Source organism: Streptomyces sp. NPDC104106 (assembly GCF_055584345.1).
Window position 1 is genome coordinate 213,355 of the sequence record NZ_JBVJMF010000001.1, and the last position, 16,133, is coordinate 229,487.

At 72.7% G+C, this 16,133-nt stretch carries 9 protein-coding genes and 1 pseudogene; 4 read left to right on the forward strand and 6 right to left on the reverse strand.

The annotated features are described in order from the left end of the window. Positions 1 to 39: 39 nt before the first annotated feature. Positions 40 to 1,530, reverse strand: coding sequence for a 30S ribosomal protein S1 (rpsA, locus tag ACZ60X_RS01055; RefSeq protein WP_208031661.1), 1,491 nt, complete (start codon positions 1,528 to 1,530; stop codon positions 40 to 42). 368 nt (positions 1,531 to 1,898) lie between these two features. On the opposite strand from rpsA, the gene ACZ60X_RS01060 reads away from it, so the two are divergent. Beyond that, a complete protein-coding gene (locus tag ACZ60X_RS01060; protein ID WP_469592970.1) occupies positions 1,899 to 2,732 on the forward strand; it encodes a class I SAM-dependent methyltransferase in 834 nt (277 codons plus the stop codon). 118 nt (positions 2,733 to 2,850) lie between these two features. Further along, complete coding sequence (gene hrpB, locus ACZ60X_RS01065; RefSeq protein WP_469591973.1) at positions 2,851 to 5,376, forward strand: ATP-dependent helicase HrpB; 2,526 nt, start codon at positions 2,851 to 2,853, stop codon at positions 5,374 to 5,376. Here hrpB and pgfA read toward each other — a convergent pair. From pgfA to ACZ60X_RS01080, 3 genes are all read right to left on the reverse strand, one after another. Continuing rightward, positions 5,366 to 6,358 (reverse strand): cell envelope lipid trafficking protein PgfA, encoded by a 993-nt coding sequence (pgfA, locus tag ACZ60X_RS01070; RefSeq protein WP_469591977.1) that lies wholly within the window; start codon positions 6,356 to 6,358, stop codon positions 5,366 to 5,368. The genes hrpB and pgfA overlap by 11 nt on opposite strands. A 28-nt stretch (positions 6,359 to 6,386) precedes the next feature. Beyond that, on the reverse strand, positions 6,387 to 6,521 hold the full coding sequence (locus tag ACZ60X_RS01075) for an SPW_0924 family protein (protein WP_469591978.1): 135 nt from the start codon (positions 6,519 to 6,521) through the stop codon (positions 6,387 to 6,389). 164 nt (positions 6,522 to 6,685) lie between these two features. After that, positions 6,686 to 8,425, reverse strand: coding sequence for a lytic transglycosylase domain-containing protein (locus ACZ60X_RS01080; protein ID WP_469591979.1), 1,740 nt, complete (start codon positions 8,423 to 8,425; stop codon positions 6,686 to 6,688). Positions 8,426 to 8,783: 358 nt separating this feature from the next. Here ACZ60X_RS01080 and ACZ60X_RS01085 point away from each other — a divergent pair. Further along, positions 8,784 to 8,897: pseudogene (locus ACZ60X_RS01085) on the forward strand (DUF4184 family protein); the annotation flags it as partial. 558 nt (positions 8,898 to 9,455) lie between these two features. Here ACZ60X_RS01085 and ACZ60X_RS01090 read toward each other — a convergent pair. Both ACZ60X_RS01090 and polA read right to left on the reverse strand, forming a co-directional pair. Next, complete coding sequence (locus ACZ60X_RS01090; RefSeq protein WP_469591981.1) at positions 9,456 to 9,881, reverse strand: hypothetical protein; 426 nt, start codon at positions 9,879 to 9,881, stop codon at positions 9,456 to 9,458. A 1,002-nt stretch (positions 9,882 to 10,883) separates the two neighbouring features. Beyond that, positions 10,884 to 13,610, reverse strand: coding sequence for a DNA polymerase I (gene polA / locus ACZ60X_RS01095; protein ID WP_469591984.1), 2,727 nt, complete (start codon positions 13,608 to 13,610; stop codon positions 10,884 to 10,886). Positions 13,611 to 13,790: 180 nt separating this feature from the next. Here polA and ACZ60X_RS01100 point away from each other — a divergent pair, with 180 nt between their 5' ends. Then, positions 13,791 to 16,103 (forward strand): FdhF/YdeP family oxidoreductase, encoded by a 2,313-nt coding sequence (locus ACZ60X_RS01100; protein WP_469591986.1) that lies wholly within the window; start codon positions 13,791 to 13,793, stop codon positions 16,101 to 16,103. Positions 16,104 to 16,133 lie beyond the last annotated feature (30 nt).

Genomic DNA, 16,133 nt, shown 5'->3' on the forward strand with positions numbered 1-16,133 from the left:
CTCAGGACCAGCTATCGGCTAAGCCTCAGCGGTGAGCGTTCAGCTCTGGCCGCCGGCCAGCTTCTCGCGCAGCGCGGCCAGCGCCTCGTCCGAGGCCAGCGCGCCGGAGGTGTCGGCGCCCTCGGAGGAGTACGAGCCACCGGTCGCGGCCGGAGCCGCAGCCTCGCCGCCCTCGGCCGCGGCAGCGGCGTCGGCCTCGCGAGACTTGATGACCTGCTGCTGGTGCTGCTCGAAGCGGGACTGCGCCTCGGCGTACTGGCGCTCCCACTCCTCGCGCTGCTTCTCGTAGCCCGGCAGCCAGTCGTTGGTCTCCGGGTCGAAGCCCTCGGGGTAGATGTAGTTGCCCTGGTCGTCGTACGACGCGGCCATGCCGTACAGGGTCGGGTCGAACTCGACCGCCGACGGGTCGGCGCCGAAGGACTCGTTGGCCTGCTTCAGCGAGAGGCTGATGCGACGACGCTCGAGGTCGATGTCGATGACCTTGACGAAGATCTCGTCGTTGACCTGGACGACCTGCTCCGGGATCTCCACGTGGCGCTCGGCCAGCTCGGAGATGTGGACCAGACCCTCGATGCCCTCGTCCACGCGGACGAACGCACCGAACGGCACCAGCTTCGTGACCTTGCCGGGCACGACCTGGCCGATCTGGTGGGTGCGGGCGAACTGCTGCCACGGGTCTTCCTGGGTCGCCTTCAGCGACAGGGAGACGCGCTCGCGGTCCATGTCGACGTCGAGGACCTCGACGGTGACCTCCTGGCCGACCTCGACGACCTCGGACGGGTGGTCGATGTGCTTCCAGGACAGCTCGGAGACGTGGACCAGACCGTCGACGCCACCCAGGTCCACGAAGGCACCGAAGTTGACGATCGAGGAGACCACACCGGAGCGGACCTGACCCTTCTGGAGGGTCGTGAGGAACGTCTGGCGGACCTCGGACTGGGTCTGCTCCAGCCAGGCACGGCGGGACAGGACCACGTTGTTGCGGTTCTTGTCCAGCTCGATGATCTTGGCCTCGAGCTCCTTGCCGACGTACGGCTGGAGGTCGCGGACACGGCGCATCTCGACGAGGGAGGCCGGCAGGAAGCCACGGAGGCCGATGTCGAGGATGAGACCACCCTTGACGACCTCGATGACGGTACCGGTGACGATGCCGTCCTCTTCCTTGATCTTCTCGATGGTGCCCCAGGCACGCTCGTACTGGGCGCGCTTCTTCGAGAGGATCAGGCGGCCTTCCTTGTCCTCCTTCTGGAGGACAAGGGCCTCGATCTCGTCGCCGACGGCGACGACCTCGTTCGGGTCGACGTCGTGCTTGATCGAGAGCTCGCGGCTCGGGATGACACCTTCGGTCTTGTAACCGATGTCGAGCAGGACCTCGTCCCGGTCGACCTTCACGATGACGCCGTCGACGATGTCGCCGTCGTTGAAGTACTTGATCGTCTCGTCGATCGCTGCGAGGAAGGCTTCCTCGTTACCGATGTCGTTGACCGCTACCTGCGGGGTGGTGGCGGTGGTCTCGGTGCTGCTCGTCATGTGGGAAAGGGCTCCGGTACGGACATTGAAGTCGTAGGTACTGCTTACGCCGGGAGCCCGTTTCGCTCTGATGAAGCCGGACAGCCAAGGAAGCGCCACACAAAACCGCTGGTGGCGCCTCGACAACCGAGGGGACATACAACAGATGCGAGCGCAGCCTGCTACGTCTGAGGTGCGCAGGCCCGCAGCGCAACTTGTAGCATACGGGGGCAGCCGGACAGGGTCAATGCGCGAAGGCGCACACGGGGTGCGGATCGCCGCATTCCCGGCAGAAGAAACGTCCCGGGAGGCCACACGCGGGCCCATGGGACCCCTTCCGCGGCAGACCCCGGCGGGTTGGACGGAAGAGTACGACGAGGGAGCCGATCATCCAAGAGCCGGAACCGTACGACGACGGCAACGCCGTGGATTCCACCTCGGAGGCCACGCGACGTGACGCCGATGTCGCGGAGAGCGCACGGGCCAACCGGGGCTGGTGGGACCGCAACGCGGACGAGTACCAGGTCGAGCACGGCACGTTCCTCGGCGACGACCGCTTCGTGTGGGGCCCCGAGGGCCTGGACGAGATGGAGGCCGAACTGCTCGGCCCGCCGGAGGAGCTGAAGGGCAAGGAGGTCCTGGAGATCGGAGCGGGCGCCGCGCAGTGCGCGCGCTGGCTGGCCGCCCAGGGTGCCCGGCCGGTGGCGCTCGACCTCTCGCACCGCCAGCTCCAGCACGCCCTGCGGATCGGCGGATCGTTTCCCCTCGTCTGCGCGGACGCGGGCGCGCTGCCCTTCGCGGACGGCTCCTTCGACCTGGCGTGCTCCGCGTACGGGGCGCTGCCGTTCGTCGCCGATCCCCGGCTGGTGCTCCGCGAGGTGCGCCGGGTGCTGCGGACGGGCGGCCGGTTCGTCTTCTCGGTGACGCACCCGATCCGCTGGGCGTTCCCGGACGAGCCGGGCCCCGAGGGCCTGTCGGTGTCCTCCTCCTACTTCGACCGCACGCCGTACGTCGAGCAGGACGAGCAGGGCCGCGCGGTCTACGTCGAGCACCACAGGACGCTCGGCGACCGCGTCCGGGACATCGTGGCCTCGGGCTTCCGCCTTGTGGACCTGGTGGAGCCGGAGTGGCCGGCCTGGAACACCGCGGAGTGGGGCGGCTGGTCCCCGCTGCGCGGGAGCCTGATCCCGGGCACGGCGATCTTCGTGTGCGAGCGGGACTGAGCAGGCCGCACGCGCGCGCGTGCGTGACGGGCTGTCTCGCTCCTGGCTCAGGCCCGCGTGAGGGCTACGCGCGGCAACGCACGCGTGGGGACGTCTGACGGCGTACGACACTGGGGGCGTGATCCGTTACGACGCCCTGGACGCGCTGCCCGTGCGCTCCGCCCTGCCCGCCCTGACCGACGCGCTGGCGGCGGCCGGCACCGCCGTCCTCGTGGCGCCGCCCGGCACCGGCAAGACGACGCTGGTGCCGCTGGTGCTGGCGGGGCTGGTCGGGGACGGCCCGGCGCGGCGGGTCGTGGTGGCCGAGCCGCGGCGGATCGCCGCGCGGGCCGCGGCCCGGCGCATGGCGTGGCTGCTCGGCGAGCAGCCGGGCGAGAGCGTGGGCTTCACCGTGCGCGGCGAGCGGGCCGTGGGGCGGCACACGCGCGTGGAGGTCGTGACGACCGGTGTGCTGCTCCAGCGGCTGCAGCGGGACCAGGAACTGGCGGGCGTCGACCTGGTCGTGCTGGACGAGTGCCACGAGCGGCATCTGGACGCCGACACGGCGGCCGCCTTCCTGTGGGACGTGCGGCAGACGCTGCGGCCGGAGCTGCGGCTGGTGGCGGCGTCGGCGACGACGGACGCGCAGGGCTGGGCGCGACTGCTCGGCGGGGCGCCGGTGGTGGAGGCGGCGGGCGTCGCGCATCCCGTGGACGTGGTGTGGGCGCCGCCCGCGCCTCCGGTGCGGCCGCCGCACGGGATGCGGGTCGATCCGGCGCTGCTCGCCCACGTGGCGTCGGTGGTGCGGCGGGCGCTGGCCGAGCGGGCGGGCGACGTGCTGTGCTTCCTGCCCGGCGTCGGCGAGATCGCGCGCGTGGCCGGGCGGCTCGGGGACCTGGGGGACGTCGAGGTGCTCCAGGTGCACGGGCGGGCGCCGGCCACGGCACAGGACGCGGTGCTGGCGGGCGGGGAACGGCGCCGGGTGGTGCTGGCCACGTCGGTCGCCGAGTCGTCGCTGACCGTGCCCGGGGTACGGGTCGTCGTGGACTCGGGGCTGGCGCGGGAACCACGGGTGGATCACGCCCGCGGGCTGAGCGGGCTGACGACGGTACGGGCGTCCCGGGCGGCCGGACGGCAGCGGGCGGGGCGTGCCGGGCGGGAGGCGCCGGGGGTGGTGTACCGGTGCTGGACGCAGGCCGAGGACGGGCGCCTGCCGGCCTTTCCGGCACCGGAGATCAAGCTGGCCGACCTGACCGCGTTCGCCCTTCAGGCGGCCTGCTGGGGCGATCCCGACGCCTCCGGGCTGGCGTTGCTGGATCCGCCGCCGGGCGGTGCGATGGCGGCGGCACGCTCCGCGCTGGCGGCCGTGGGGGCGGTGGACTGTGCCGGGCGGGCGACGCCGGCCGGGGTGCGGTTGGCGCGGCTGGGTGTGCACCCTCGGCTGGGGCGGGCGCTGCTGGACACGTCCGGCCGGGGCGCCGAGGTCGTCGCCCTGCTTTCGGAGGAGGTGCCGCGGGACTACGGTGATGACCTCGCGGGTGCGTTGCGGCTCGCCCGGCGTGGGGGTGACGCCTATGCCGGGCGCTGGGCCGCGGAGGTACGGCGGCTGCGGGCCGTCTCCCGGGAGCTGTCCCCCGAGCCCGCGCCTGACCGTCGGTCAGGAGGCACCGGGCGGGTCGGACCAGGCCCCGGTGATGACAGGCTCGCCGGGCTTGTCGCCGCGCTCGCCTTTCCCGAGCGGGTCGCCCGGCTCGACGGCGGGTCGTATCTGATGGCCTCGGGCACGCGGGCCGAGCTGAATGAGGGATCGGCGTTGCGGGGGGCTCCCTGGATCGTCGTCGCCGTCGCCGATCGGCCCGCGGGGAGAGGGCACGCGCGTGTGCTGCTCGGCGCCGCCGTGGCGCAGGACGTGGCGCTCGAAGCCGCCGGGGCCCTGCTCACCGGGCGGGACGAGGTGCACTGGGCCGACGGGGATGTCGTGGCGCGGCATGTCGAGCGGTTGGGGGCGATCGAGCTGGCCGCGCGGCCCCTGAAGGACGCCGATCCCGCGCTCGTACGCGGCGCTCTGCTCGAAGGGCTGCGGCAGGAAGGCCTCGGGGTGCTGCGATGGACGCCGGAGGCGGAGGTGCTGCGGCGGCGGCTGGCGTTTTTGCGAGAGCGTATCGGGGAGCCGTGGCCGGACGTGTCCGACGATGCGCTGTACGCGCGCGTGGACGAGTGGCTCGAGCCGGAGCTGAGCAGGGCGCGGGGGCGGGCCGATCTCGGCCGGCTCGACGCCGGGCAGGGGCTGGCGCGGTTGCTGCCGTGGGCGAGCGGGGAAGCCGCGCGGCTGGACGAACTCGCGCCGGAGCGGATCGTCGTGCCCAGTGGGTCCAGAATCCGGATCGACTATGCCGACCCCGAGCGACCGGTGCTCGCCGTCAAGCTCCAGGAGATGTTCGGACTGGCCGAGACACCCGCCGTGGCGGGGGTGCCGCTGCTGATACACCTGCTCTCCCCCGCCGGGCGGCCGGCCGCCGTCACGGCCGATCTCGCCTCCTTCTGGAAGGACGGCTACCAGGCCGTACGGGCCGAGCTGCGCGGGCGGTACCCGAAGCATCCGTGGCCCGGGGACCCGGCGACCGCCGAGCCCACCCGGCACACCAACGCACGGCTCAGGCGCTGACCGGCTCGGGTTCCGCCGACCGCGCGGGTGCCGGGTCCCCGGGCCGGCGGGAGCGGGCCTCCAGGCAGAGGGAGAGCGCGAGGAGCAGCAGGCCGAGGATCAGGGAGCCCCAGGGGACGTAGGAGGTGAGCGTCAGCACGAGGCTGCGGTTGTGCTTGACGAGGGCGACCGTGTGCTCGATGTAGTCCTCGCGCATCTTGACGTCGCCGGCGAACGCCGTGACGGCGGCCCGGCCGCCGAGCAGGGTGCCGCCGCGCAGTTCCTCCTTGTGGTCCTCCTCGCCGTAGACGGGCGCGCCGGTGACGGGTTCGACCCAGAACCTGCGCACCGTGCTGTACCAGCGGGTCGTTCCGGTCCTCGCGACCGACTCCGGTGTGATGCCCTGCACGGGCATCGTCTTGGGCATGGGCACCTTGGTCCAGGGGATGGTCTGCTCGAAGTAGTAGACCATCAGCCCCCGGAAGGTCTGGGTGCCCTTGTAGTGGATGGGGCTGGTGGTGCGGGTCTGGGCGTCGAAGTACTCGTAGTCGCGCTTCTGTGTGAGGAAGGGCCATTTGAACTCGATGCCCCGGCGGGTGACCGGGTCGCCGTCGACCATCTCGCCGGTGGCGTGCACGGGGTCCTGGGTGTGGGCGTCGAAGACGTAGCGCTCGGGGACCTTGGAGACCATCTTGCCGTCGGGGCCCTGTACGTAGGACAGGCCGTCCCAGACGACGACCGGCCGCCCCGCCGTCTTCTCGATCTTCCGCGCGGCCCCCACGTCGCCCTTGAGGGTCTGCACGATGGTGACCTCCGGGACCTTCTTCGCCTGCATGGTGCCGTAGTCGAGGAGGGTGGCGTCCTTTGCCTGAAGGACCATGTCCTGGTACTGGTTCGCGGGGATCCTGGCCAGGCGCGGGAAGGCGTACCAGCGCACGAGCGGGGACAGCGCCGCGCAGAAGACGGCGCAGGCGAGCAGGACCAGGCTTGCCGTGCGGCGCATGCGCGGCCTCCCTCCCGGACGGGCGCGACTACGGGTGCGCGGGCACCGTGGTCAGCAGCGGTTTGGGGGACGTCCGACCGGACGGCGAACCCGTCGCGCTGATCGTGAGGACCAGGGCGAACGCGAGGGCGAGACCGGTCGCGGCGGCGATCAGGGCGCGCATACGGGCCTCCCGGCGGACGGTCGCGTCCTGACGGCTCCTGATGGGTCGTCAGGTTCGGCACCGTAGCAACGGCGGGGTGAGATGAGAACAGCGGTGCACGCACGAACGACGGCGCCCTCCCTGTGGGAACGGAAGAGGGCGCCCTGTTCGTTCTTCGGTCGGGATCAGGAGGAGGCGGACGGGCTCGGGGACGGGGACGGACCGGACGAGGTGTCGGCGGCGGCGACCTTGAGCTCGACGGTGAGCGTCGCGCCGCCGGTGGTGGTGATGCGGAGCAGGAAGGTGCCGGTGGTGTCGTCGGCGTACAGCTTGGGCAGGGTGAGCAGACCCTTGGCGTCGGTCTGGAGACCGGTGAGGGTGCGGACGGTCTTGCCCTTGTCGTCCTTGAAGTAGGGGCCCTTGTCGTTCTCGGTGGCGTCCGTGTCCGACTTGATCAGCGTCGCGGTGGCCGCGACCTTGTCCGCGACGGCGCCCTTGTACGTCGCCTTCACCTGGACCTGGTCGGTGAACTCGCCGCCCGGGGTACAGGTCGGCGGGGTGTCGCTGGTGCGGGTCAGGGTGTCGGCGGCGCGCGCGGTGACGGTGGCCTGGTAGTCGACGCCCTTGAGCGAGCGGCCCACGACGGACGCGGTGACCTTGAAGCCGCCGGTCTTCTCGCCCGCCTGGAGCGCGGGGGCGAGGGCGACGCCCTTGGCGTCCGTGGTGACCGTGGCCACGGTCTCGCCGCCGGTGAACGTGGCGTCCGTGTCGCCGCTGATGGTGAACCGGATGCGCACCTTGGCGACGGCATTGCCCAGCTTGGTCGCGGCCCGGGCGGAGATCCGGTCCGTGAAGGCGTCACCGGCCATCGCGGTGAGCGGGCCCGTGCCCGGGTTCTCCAGGTGGTCCACCGTGTCGGTGGGGGTCGGCGGGGCGGGCGGCGTGGGCGGGGTCGGGCTGCCGCTTCCGCCGCCGGGCGTGCCGGGCTTGCTCGGCTTGCTGGGCTCCGGGTCCGGCCTCGGGGAGGGCTGGGACGTGGGCGGGTCCGTCGGCGTCGGCGACTGGGTGTGCCGGGTGCCGTCGTCGCTGCGGTGGCTGGGCAGGCCGCCGGTGCCGTCGGGCACGGAGTAGCTGCCCTTGCGGTAGTACTCCAGCCAGCTCAGGACCGTGTTCAGGTAGTCCTGCGAGTTGTTGTAGCTGAGGATCGCGCTGTGCAGGTCGGCGTCGCGCGAGAGGTCCCAGTCGTTGCGGCACAGGTAGTGGCCGGCGGCCAGGGCGGCGTCGTAGACGTTGTTGGGGTCCTTCTTGCCGTCGCCGTTGCCGTCGCGGCCGGCCCAGGCCCAGGTCGACGGGATGAACTGCATCGGGCCGACGGCCCGGTCGTACTCGGCACTGCCGTCGTACGCCCCGTGGTCGGTGTCCTTGATGAGCGCGAAGCCGTTGCCGTCGAGCACCGGGCCCAGGATCGGGGTCAGCGTGGTGCCGTCGGCGCCGACCCGGCCGCCGTCGGCCTGGCCCGACTCGACCTGGCCGATGGCGGCGAGCAGTTGCCAGGGCAGGTTGCAGCCGGGCTTGGAGGAGCGCAGCTCGGCCTCGGCCTTCTTGTACGCGTCGAGGACCGTCGCCGGTATGCCGGCCTCGCCGTTCCCCCGGACGACCGGGGTGCCGGCGTTCGGCGAGGAGCTGGGGCCCGGGCTGGGGTTGGGGCTGTTCAGCGGCGGAAGGTCCGTGTAGTACGGCGAGTTGCCGGTGGCGCCGCCGTCCGCGCCCGGTACGGGAGCGGAGGCGCCGGCCGCCGTCCGTCTGCCGTGGTCCTCGCCGGTCACTCCCGGAGCCTGGGACGCGGACAGTGCCGCGACCGCTGCCGCGGCCACGGCGGTGGTCGCCGCCCCCTTGCGCAGCCGCCTGCCGAAATGCGCCGCCATAGAGTGAACCCCTCCTGTGGACGCCCCTGCGTCCGTCTCCGTCCGTCGGCCTTGCTCTGGTGTGACGGTTGACCCGGTGCTCCGGTTGCATCTGATGCGCTGTTCCGTCGGTGTGCTGTCCGTGCTCCCGTGCGCCGGTCCGACGCCGCTCGTGACCCTACGACAACTTGCTTGACCCGGGCACCCGTTCACGTCCGGTTTTCACCGGTTGGCCGACTATCGTTCCCGCCCGTGGCCGCTCGGCGAGGTCCCGCGTGCTGAACGGGCCTGATCACCGCCTGCGGCGGCACGGCCGACGACCTTTCGAGGGGCCCTGTTGCCGTTCACACTCAGCCACGCGGCGGCCGTCCTGCCCGCGATGCGCCGGCACGGGGCCGGGCGCGGTCCGCTGGTGCCGGCGCTGCTCGTGGCTGGTTCCTTCGCGCCCGGCATGACCTTCTACGCGGCGAATGTCCCCTCTGAGGGCACGGAGTTCGGCGCGGCCACGCACGCGTTCGCCGGCGTCGTCACGGTCGATGCGCCCGTCACCTGGGCGTGGCACGGCTGTGGCCGGCCGCTCGGCTGCGCCGCGGTGCGCCACGCGCGCGCGTGCGGGCCGCCATGGTGGGGTGGTGGTACGTCTCCGCGGTACTGGGCGCGCCGGCCCATGGGGAGGCGGGACGCTTCACGCAGGAGGGCCGCTGGGGGCGCGCCTGCTTCCGGCCCTCGGGCGGGACCGGCTGGTGGGGGTGCCGGTGTGCGCATGGCTCCCGTACGGCTTCGTCCGAGGCGGGCGCGGCCCTGCTCGCCGTCTGCCTCGCAGGAGTGCCGCGGCGGCTGCCGTGCGGGGGCCCGGCGGGACTGCCGGTGTCCGTGCGGGACAGGTGGGGGCCGGGGCCGTCGTCGGCGGTTGCGCGGCGGCCGGGGCGGTGCAGCGGGCGGCGTGGGAGTGGGCGGCGTGGGCGCTCCTGCCCGGCTGTGGGATGCGGTTCCGGCCCGGTGCTCCGGGGGCGGGGCTCGTCCCCCGGGGCGCTGCTGTACGCCCTCGGGGTCAGGGGGTGCCGTCGAGGCCCGGCGCCGGAGGCTCCCGGTGGTCCCCGTGCGGCGGTCGCCGTGGACCGGGGTCGGCCGCGCGGTCGGTGAGGGAGGCGACGAAGACGGTGAGGGTGTGCCGGGGGCGCGGTCTCGGGACGAGGGCCAGCACGAGGGCGAGGTAGCCGCGGGCCAGGTCGGCCCACTGGCGCCAGTCCGGGATGTGGTCGGCGCGGGCGGTCAGGGCCGCGAGTCTGCGCCGTAGGCGCCTGACTGCCGTACGGACGCTCTCCGCGAGGTCCACGGGGACGCGGGCGGTGCTGGCGCCGGCCGCGAGGGCCGGGACCGGCGAGGCGGGCAGCCTGTCCTGCGCCGAGGCGGTGACTTCCCAGGTCGCCCGGGTCTCCGCCTCGGGCGTCCGGCGGTGAAGCATGTGTATACCCATGCCCGCAGTGTTGCGGCTGCGGGGGGTGCGGGGCGTTTTGGCGGGGGCCACGTGAGTGACGGACCGGGCCCTTCGGGGGTCGGCCGGCGTCCGTCTGCCGACTCCGGCCGCGTGCTGCCCGCGGCGTGCGGGCGCGGGAGGCCGACCCCGGTTAGGCACCGCCGGACCGTCTCGCCCGAGCGCCATCGGCGACGGGACGGAACCTGTCGCGACGCTCAGCCGAAAGGCGTCCGGCGTCGAGGGCTTGGAGCCGGACCCGGCCGGAGGCGTTGGAGGCAGCCCTGGCTGGTGGTCGGCCAGCCCCGACGGGGTGTTCGGGGCTGCCCTCGTCGGCGACGTGCCGGACTGCTTTGGCGGGCGGCGTCGGAACGACCCCAGGCGGACGGCCAGAGCCCGCCCCGACGGGGGCTGCACTGATCCAGCGTGCTGGAACCGACCCCGGCGGAGGCGCTGCCCCCGTCAGGGGCGTTGGAACTGCTCTGCCCGGCGCATTGGACGCGCCCCCGGCCGGGTGCGGACACCCTGGCGAGGGGTGTTGGGGACTGCCCTGGCCGCCGGCGTCGACTCGACCCCGGCGGGGCGGAGCCGGCCCTGACTAGGGGCGGCACTGCCCTCGCCCAGAGTGTTGCAGCCGACCACGTCAGAGGAAGCCACCCCCGTCAGAGGGAGCCACCCCCGACCGGGGGGGGAGGCGACACCACCCCCCGCCCAGAGTGTCGGAACCGACCCCGACCGGGCGAGCCGACCCCGACCGGGGGTCGGCGCTGCGCTGGTCCAGGGTGATGGAGCCGACCCCGACCCCGGTCAGGGCGTGGGAGCCGACCCCGGCCGGGCGGGGGACACACCCCTGGCCGAGGCGTTCGAGTCGGTCCCGGGTTCGGGACGTTCGAGGTGGTCCCGGTCCGGCCCTGGCCGGGGACGTCCCGGGGCGGAGCCGGCCCTGAGGGGAGGGCGTCGGAGCCCGCCTCGCGGTGGCGCGCCCTCCGCGCTCGCGCCGGAGGGTCAGTGGGCTGCTGACTCCCAGTCCGGGCCCACGCCCACCGAGACGTCCAGGGGGGCCTTCAGGTGGACGGCGCCCGCCATCTCGCGTCGGACGATCTCCTCCGCGGTGTGGCGCTCGCCGGGGGCGATCTCCAGGACGATTTCGTCGTGGACCTGCAGGAGCATGCGGGACTTCAGGTCCGCCGCCCGCAGCGCGCCGTCCACCTTGAGCATGGCGATCTTGACAATGTCGGCCGCCGTGCCCTGGATGGGCGCGTTGAGGGCCATGCGCTCGGCCGCCTCGCGGCGCTGGCGGTTGTCGCTGTTGAGGTCGGGGAGGTAGCGGCGGCGGCCGAAGAGGGTCGCCGTGTAGCCCGTCGCCCGCGCTTCGTCGACCGCGCGGCGGAGGTAGTCGCGGACCCCGCCGAAGCGCTCGAAGTAGGTGTCCATCAGGGCGCGCGCCTCGCCCGCGTCGATGTTCAGCTGCTGGGAGAGCCCGAACGCGGACAGGCCGTAGGCGAGGCCGTACGACATGGCCTTGATCTTGCGGCGCATCTCCGCGTCCACCGCGTCCCGCTCGACGGCGAACACCTGTGAGGCGACCGTGGTGTGCAGGTCCTCACCGGAGGTGAACGCCTCGATCAGGCCCTCGTCCTCGGAGAGGTGAGCCATCACACGCAGCTCGATCTGGCTGTAGTCGGCGGTCATCAGCGACTCGAAGCCCTCGCCGACCACGAAGCCGCGGCGGATCGCCCGGCCCTCGTCCGTGCGCACCGGGATGTTCTGCAGGTTCGGGTCCGTGGAGGACAGCCGACCGGTCGCGGCCACCGTCTGGTTGAAGGTGGTGTGGATACGGCCGTCGCCCGCGACGGTCTTGATCAGGCCCTCGACGGTGACGCGCAGCTTCGCCTGCTCGCGGTGGCGGAGCATGATGACCGGCAGCTCGTTGTCGGTCTGGGTGGCGAGCCAGGCCAGGGCGTCGGCGTCCGTGGTGTAGCCGGTCTTGGTCTTCTTGGTCTTGGGCAGGGCCAGTTCGCCGAAGAGGACCTCCTGCAGCTGCTTGGGCGAGCCCAGGTTGAACTCGTGGCCGGCGGCCGCGTGGGCCTCCTTCACGGCCTGCTGCACGGCGCCCGCGAAGGTCTGCTCCATCGTCTCCAGGTGCGCGCGGTCGGCCGCGATGCCGTGCCGCTCCATGCGGGCGAGCAGGGCGGAGGTGGGCAGCTCCATGTCGCGGAGCAGGTCCGCCGCGCCGACCTCTTCCAGGCGGGCCTCGAAGGCCGTGCCCAGGTCGAGGACCGCGCGGGCCTGGATCATCAGGGCCTCGGCCTCGGCGCCGTCGTCCGCGCCGAACGCGAGCTGGCCGTCGGCCGCGGCGGCGGGTGCCAGCTCGCGGTGCAGGTACTCCAGGGACAGCGCGTCCAGGTCGAAGGAGCGGCGGCCCGGCTTGACCAGGTACGCGGCGAGCGCGGTGTCCATGGTCACGCCCTCGACGCGCCAGCCGTGCTCGGCGAGGACGCGCATGGCGCCCTTGGCGTTGTGGAACACCTTGGGGCGGTCGGCGTCGGCCAGCCAGGCCGCGAACGCGTTCTCGTCGGCCTCGTCCAGCTCGGCCGGGTCGAACCAGACGGCCGCTCCCCCGGCCGCGGCGAGGGCGACCTCGGCGACCGAGCCGGTACCCAGCGCCCAGGTGTCGACGGTGGCCACGCCCAGGGGCTCGGCGCCGTGCCGGGCGAGCCAGGGGGCCAGCTCGCCGGTGGCCAGGACCGTGCCGTCGATCTCCACGCCGTCGGTGGCGACCGGGGTGGCCTCGGCCTCCTGCGCTCCCGGGTCGACGGCGTACAGCCGCTCGCGCAGGGACGGGTTGCGGATCTCCAGGGTGTCCAGGACCATCGCGACGGCCGTGCGGTCGTACGGCGCGCGCTCCAGGTCGGCGACCGTCCTCGGCAGCTCGACCTCGCGCTCCAGCTCGGTCAGGACGCGGTTGAGCTTGACCGACTCCAGGTGGTCGCGGAGGTTCTGCCCCGCCTTGCCCTTGACCTCCTCGACGCGCTCGACGAGTTCGGCGAAGGACCCGAACTGGTTGATCCACTTCGCGGCGGTCTTCTCGCCGACGCCGGGGATGCCGGGGAGGTTGTCGGACGGGTCGCCGCGCAGGGCGGCGAAGTCGGGGTACTGGGCGGGCGTCAAGCCGTACTTCTCGAAAACCTTCTCCGGGGTGAACCGGGTCAGCTCCGAGACGCCCTTCGTGGGGTAGAGCACCGTGATGTTCTCGGTGACCAGCTGGAAGGAGTCGCGGTCGCCGGTGACGATCAGCACCTCGAAGCCGGCGGCCTCGGCCTGGGTGGCGAGGGTGGCGATGACGTCGTCCGCCTCGAAACCGTCGACGGCGAAGCGGGGCGCGTGCATCGCGTCGAGCAGCTCGCCGAGCAGCTCGACCTGGCCCTTGAACTCGTCCGGGGTCTTGGAGCGGTTCGCCTTGTACTCGGTGAAGCGCTCGGAGCGCCAGGTCTTGCGCGAGACGTCGAAGGCCACGGCGAAGTGCGTGGGCTGCTCGTCACGCAGCGTGTTGGCCAGCATCGACGCGAAGCCGTAGATCGCGTTCGTCGGCTGGCCGGTCGCGGTCGTGAAGTTCTCCGCGGGCAGCGCGAAGAACGCGCGATAGGCCAGCGAGTGCCCGTCCATGAGCATCAGCCGGGGACGGGTACCGCCGGGGGTCGTGTCGGTCTGCTTCGATGCTGTCTCTGCCACGTCCCCGATCCTGCCACGCCGCACTGACACTCCGGCCCGGGGCGCAGAGGGTCGCCAGCCGGTCACGTACCGTGGCACCGCCGGTGAACAGGGACGGGCCACGGTCGGCCTCGGCGTTGTCAGCGGCCCGTGGGAGGATCGTCGGCGTACATCTCACATGCAGTCGAAGGGGAGCGTGCGATGGCGACGAAGCCGCCGAAGGGTGATCCGGTCCAGGACGCGCCGCGGGTCGCGGAGCCGAAGCACGCGGCCGCGGGGCTGCCTGCCGTCGGCCACAGCCTGCGCATCGCCCAGCAGCAGATGGGCGTGCGGCGCACCACGCTGACGCTGCTCCAGGTGAACCAGAAGAAGGGCTTCGACTGCCCGGGCTGCGCCTGGCCGGAGCCGGACCACCGGCACGCGCTGGAGTTCTGCGAGAACGGCGCGAAGGCGGTCGCCGAGGAGGCCACGCTGCGCCGGGTCACGCCGGAGTTCTTCGCCGCGCACCCGGTGGCGGATCTGGCGACCCGCAGCGGCTACTGGCTGGGCCAGCAGGGGCGGCTCACGCACCCCATGTACCTCCCCGAGGGCGGCACGCACTACGAGCCGGTGACCTGGGAGCGCGCCTTCGACATCGTCGCCGAGGAGATCGCGGCCCTCTCCTCCCCCGACGAGGCCGTCTTCTACACCTCGGGCCGCACCAGCAACGAGGCCGCGTTCCTGTACCAGCTCTTCGCGCGCGAGCTGGGCACGAACAACCTGCCGGACTGTTCCAACATGTGCCACGAGTCGTCCGGCTCGGCGCTGTCCGAGACCATCGGCATCGGCAAGGGCAGTGTCCTGCTGGAGGACCTCCACCAGGCCGACCTGATCATCGTCGCGGGCCAGAACCCGGGCACGAACCATCCCCGGATGCTCTCCGCGCTGGAGAAGGCGAAGGCGAACGGCGCGAAGATCATCAGCGTCAATCCGCTGCCCGAGGCCGGCCTGGAGCGGTTCAAGAACCCGCAGACCGCGCAGGGCCTGTTGAAGGGCGCCGCCCTCACCGACCTGTTCCTGCAGATCCGCATCGGCGGCGACCAGGCCCTCTTCCGGCTCCTGAACAAGCTCGTCCTGGAGACGGAAGGCGCGGTCGACGAGGGGTTCGTGCGTGAGCACACGCACGGTTTCGAGGAGTTCGCCGCGGCCGCCCGGGCCGCCGACTGGGACGAGACCCTCAGGGCCACGGGCCTCGGCCGCGCGGAGATCGAGCGGGCCCTCGGCATGGTGCTCGCCTCGCAGCGCACCATCGTCTGCTGGGCCATGGGCCTCACCCAGCACAAGCACGCGGTGCCGACCATCCGCGAGGTGGTCAACTTCCTGCTGCTGCGCGGCAACATCGGCCGCCCGGGCGCGGGGGTGTGCCCGGTGCGCGGCCACTCCAACGTGCAGGGCGACCGCACGATGGGCATCTTCGAGCGGCCCGCCCCGGCGTTCCTGGACGCGCTGGAGAAGGAGTTCGGGTTCGCGCCGCCGCGCGAGCACGGCTTCGACGTCGTACGGGCGATCCGCGCGCTGCGCGACGGGGAGGCGAAGGTGTTCTTCGCCATGGGCGGCAACTTCGTCTCCGCCTCTCCCGACACCGAGGTCACCGAGGCCGCGATGCGGCGAGCGCGGCTGACGGTGCATGTGTCGACGAAGCTCAACCGCTCGCACGTGGTCACCGGCGCGCGGGCGCTGATCCTGCCCACGCTGGGTCGCACCGAGCGGGACGTGCAGGCGGGCGGCGAGCAGTTCGTGACCGTCGAGGACTCGATGGGCATGGTGCACGCCTCGCGCGGGCGGCTCGCGCCCGCGAGCCCGCGGCTGCGCTCCGAGCCCGCGATCATCTGCGGCCTCGCGCGCCGTGTGCTCGGCGAGCGGAGCGTCGTGCCGTGGGAAGAGTTCGAGAAGGACTACACGGCGATCCGTGACCGCATCGCGCGCGTGGTGCCCGGTTTCGAGGACTTCAACGCGCGCGTGGCCAGGCCCGGCGGCTTCACGCTGCCGCACGCCCCGCGCGACGAGCGCCGCTTCCCGACCGCCACGGGCAAGGCGAACTTCACGGCGGCGCCGGTGGAGTACCCCGAACTGCCCGAGGGCCGCCTGCTGTTGCAGACGCTGCGTTCGCACGACCAGTACAACACCACGATCTACGGTCTCGACGACCGCTACCGGGGCATCACCGGCGGGCGCCGGGTGGTGCTCGTGCACCCCGAGGACGCCCGTGCGCTCGGATTCGCCGAGGGGGCGTACGTCGATCTCGTCAGCGAGTGGAAGGACGGCGTGGAGCGGCGGGCGCCCGGCTTCCGCGTCGTGCACTACCCGACGACCCGGGGCTGCGCGGCGGCCTACTACCCCGAGACGAACGTCCTGGTCCCGCTCGACGCCACCGCCGACACCAGCAACACCCCGGCCAGCAAGTCCGTCGTCGTACGTCTCGAAGATCACACGGCGGGCACGGCGGGCCGTCTGGAACAATCGGCGACCGACTGAGCGTTTGCTCAGCGAGCAGGAAGCTGTGCG

Bases quoted from the DNA above. Each gene is read 5' to 3' on its own strand.
- rpsA (WP_208031661.1), bottom strand. From the start codon at position 1,530: ATGACGAGCAGCACCGAGACCACCGCCACCACCCCGCAGGTAGCGGTC.
- pgfA (WP_469591977.1), bottom strand. From the start codon at position 6,358: ATGCGCCGCACGGCAAGCCTGGTCCTGCTCGCCTGCGCCGTCTTCTGC.
- ACZ60X_RS01075 (WP_469591978.1), bottom strand. From the start codon at position 6,521: ATGCGCGCCCTGATCGCCGCCGCGACCGGTCTCGCCCTCGCGTTCGCC.
- ACZ60X_RS01080 (WP_469591979.1), bottom strand. From the start codon at position 8,425: ATGGCGGCGCATTTCGGCAGGCGGCTGCGCAAGGGGGCGGCGACCACC.
- ACZ60X_RS01090 (WP_469591981.1), bottom strand. From the start codon at position 9,881: ATGGGTATACACATGCTTCACCGCCGGACGCCCGAGGCGGAGACCCGG.
- ACZ60X_RS01100 (WP_469591986.1), top strand. From the start codon at position 13,791: ATGGCGACGAAGCCGCCGAAGGGTGATCCGGTCCAGGACGCGCCGCGG.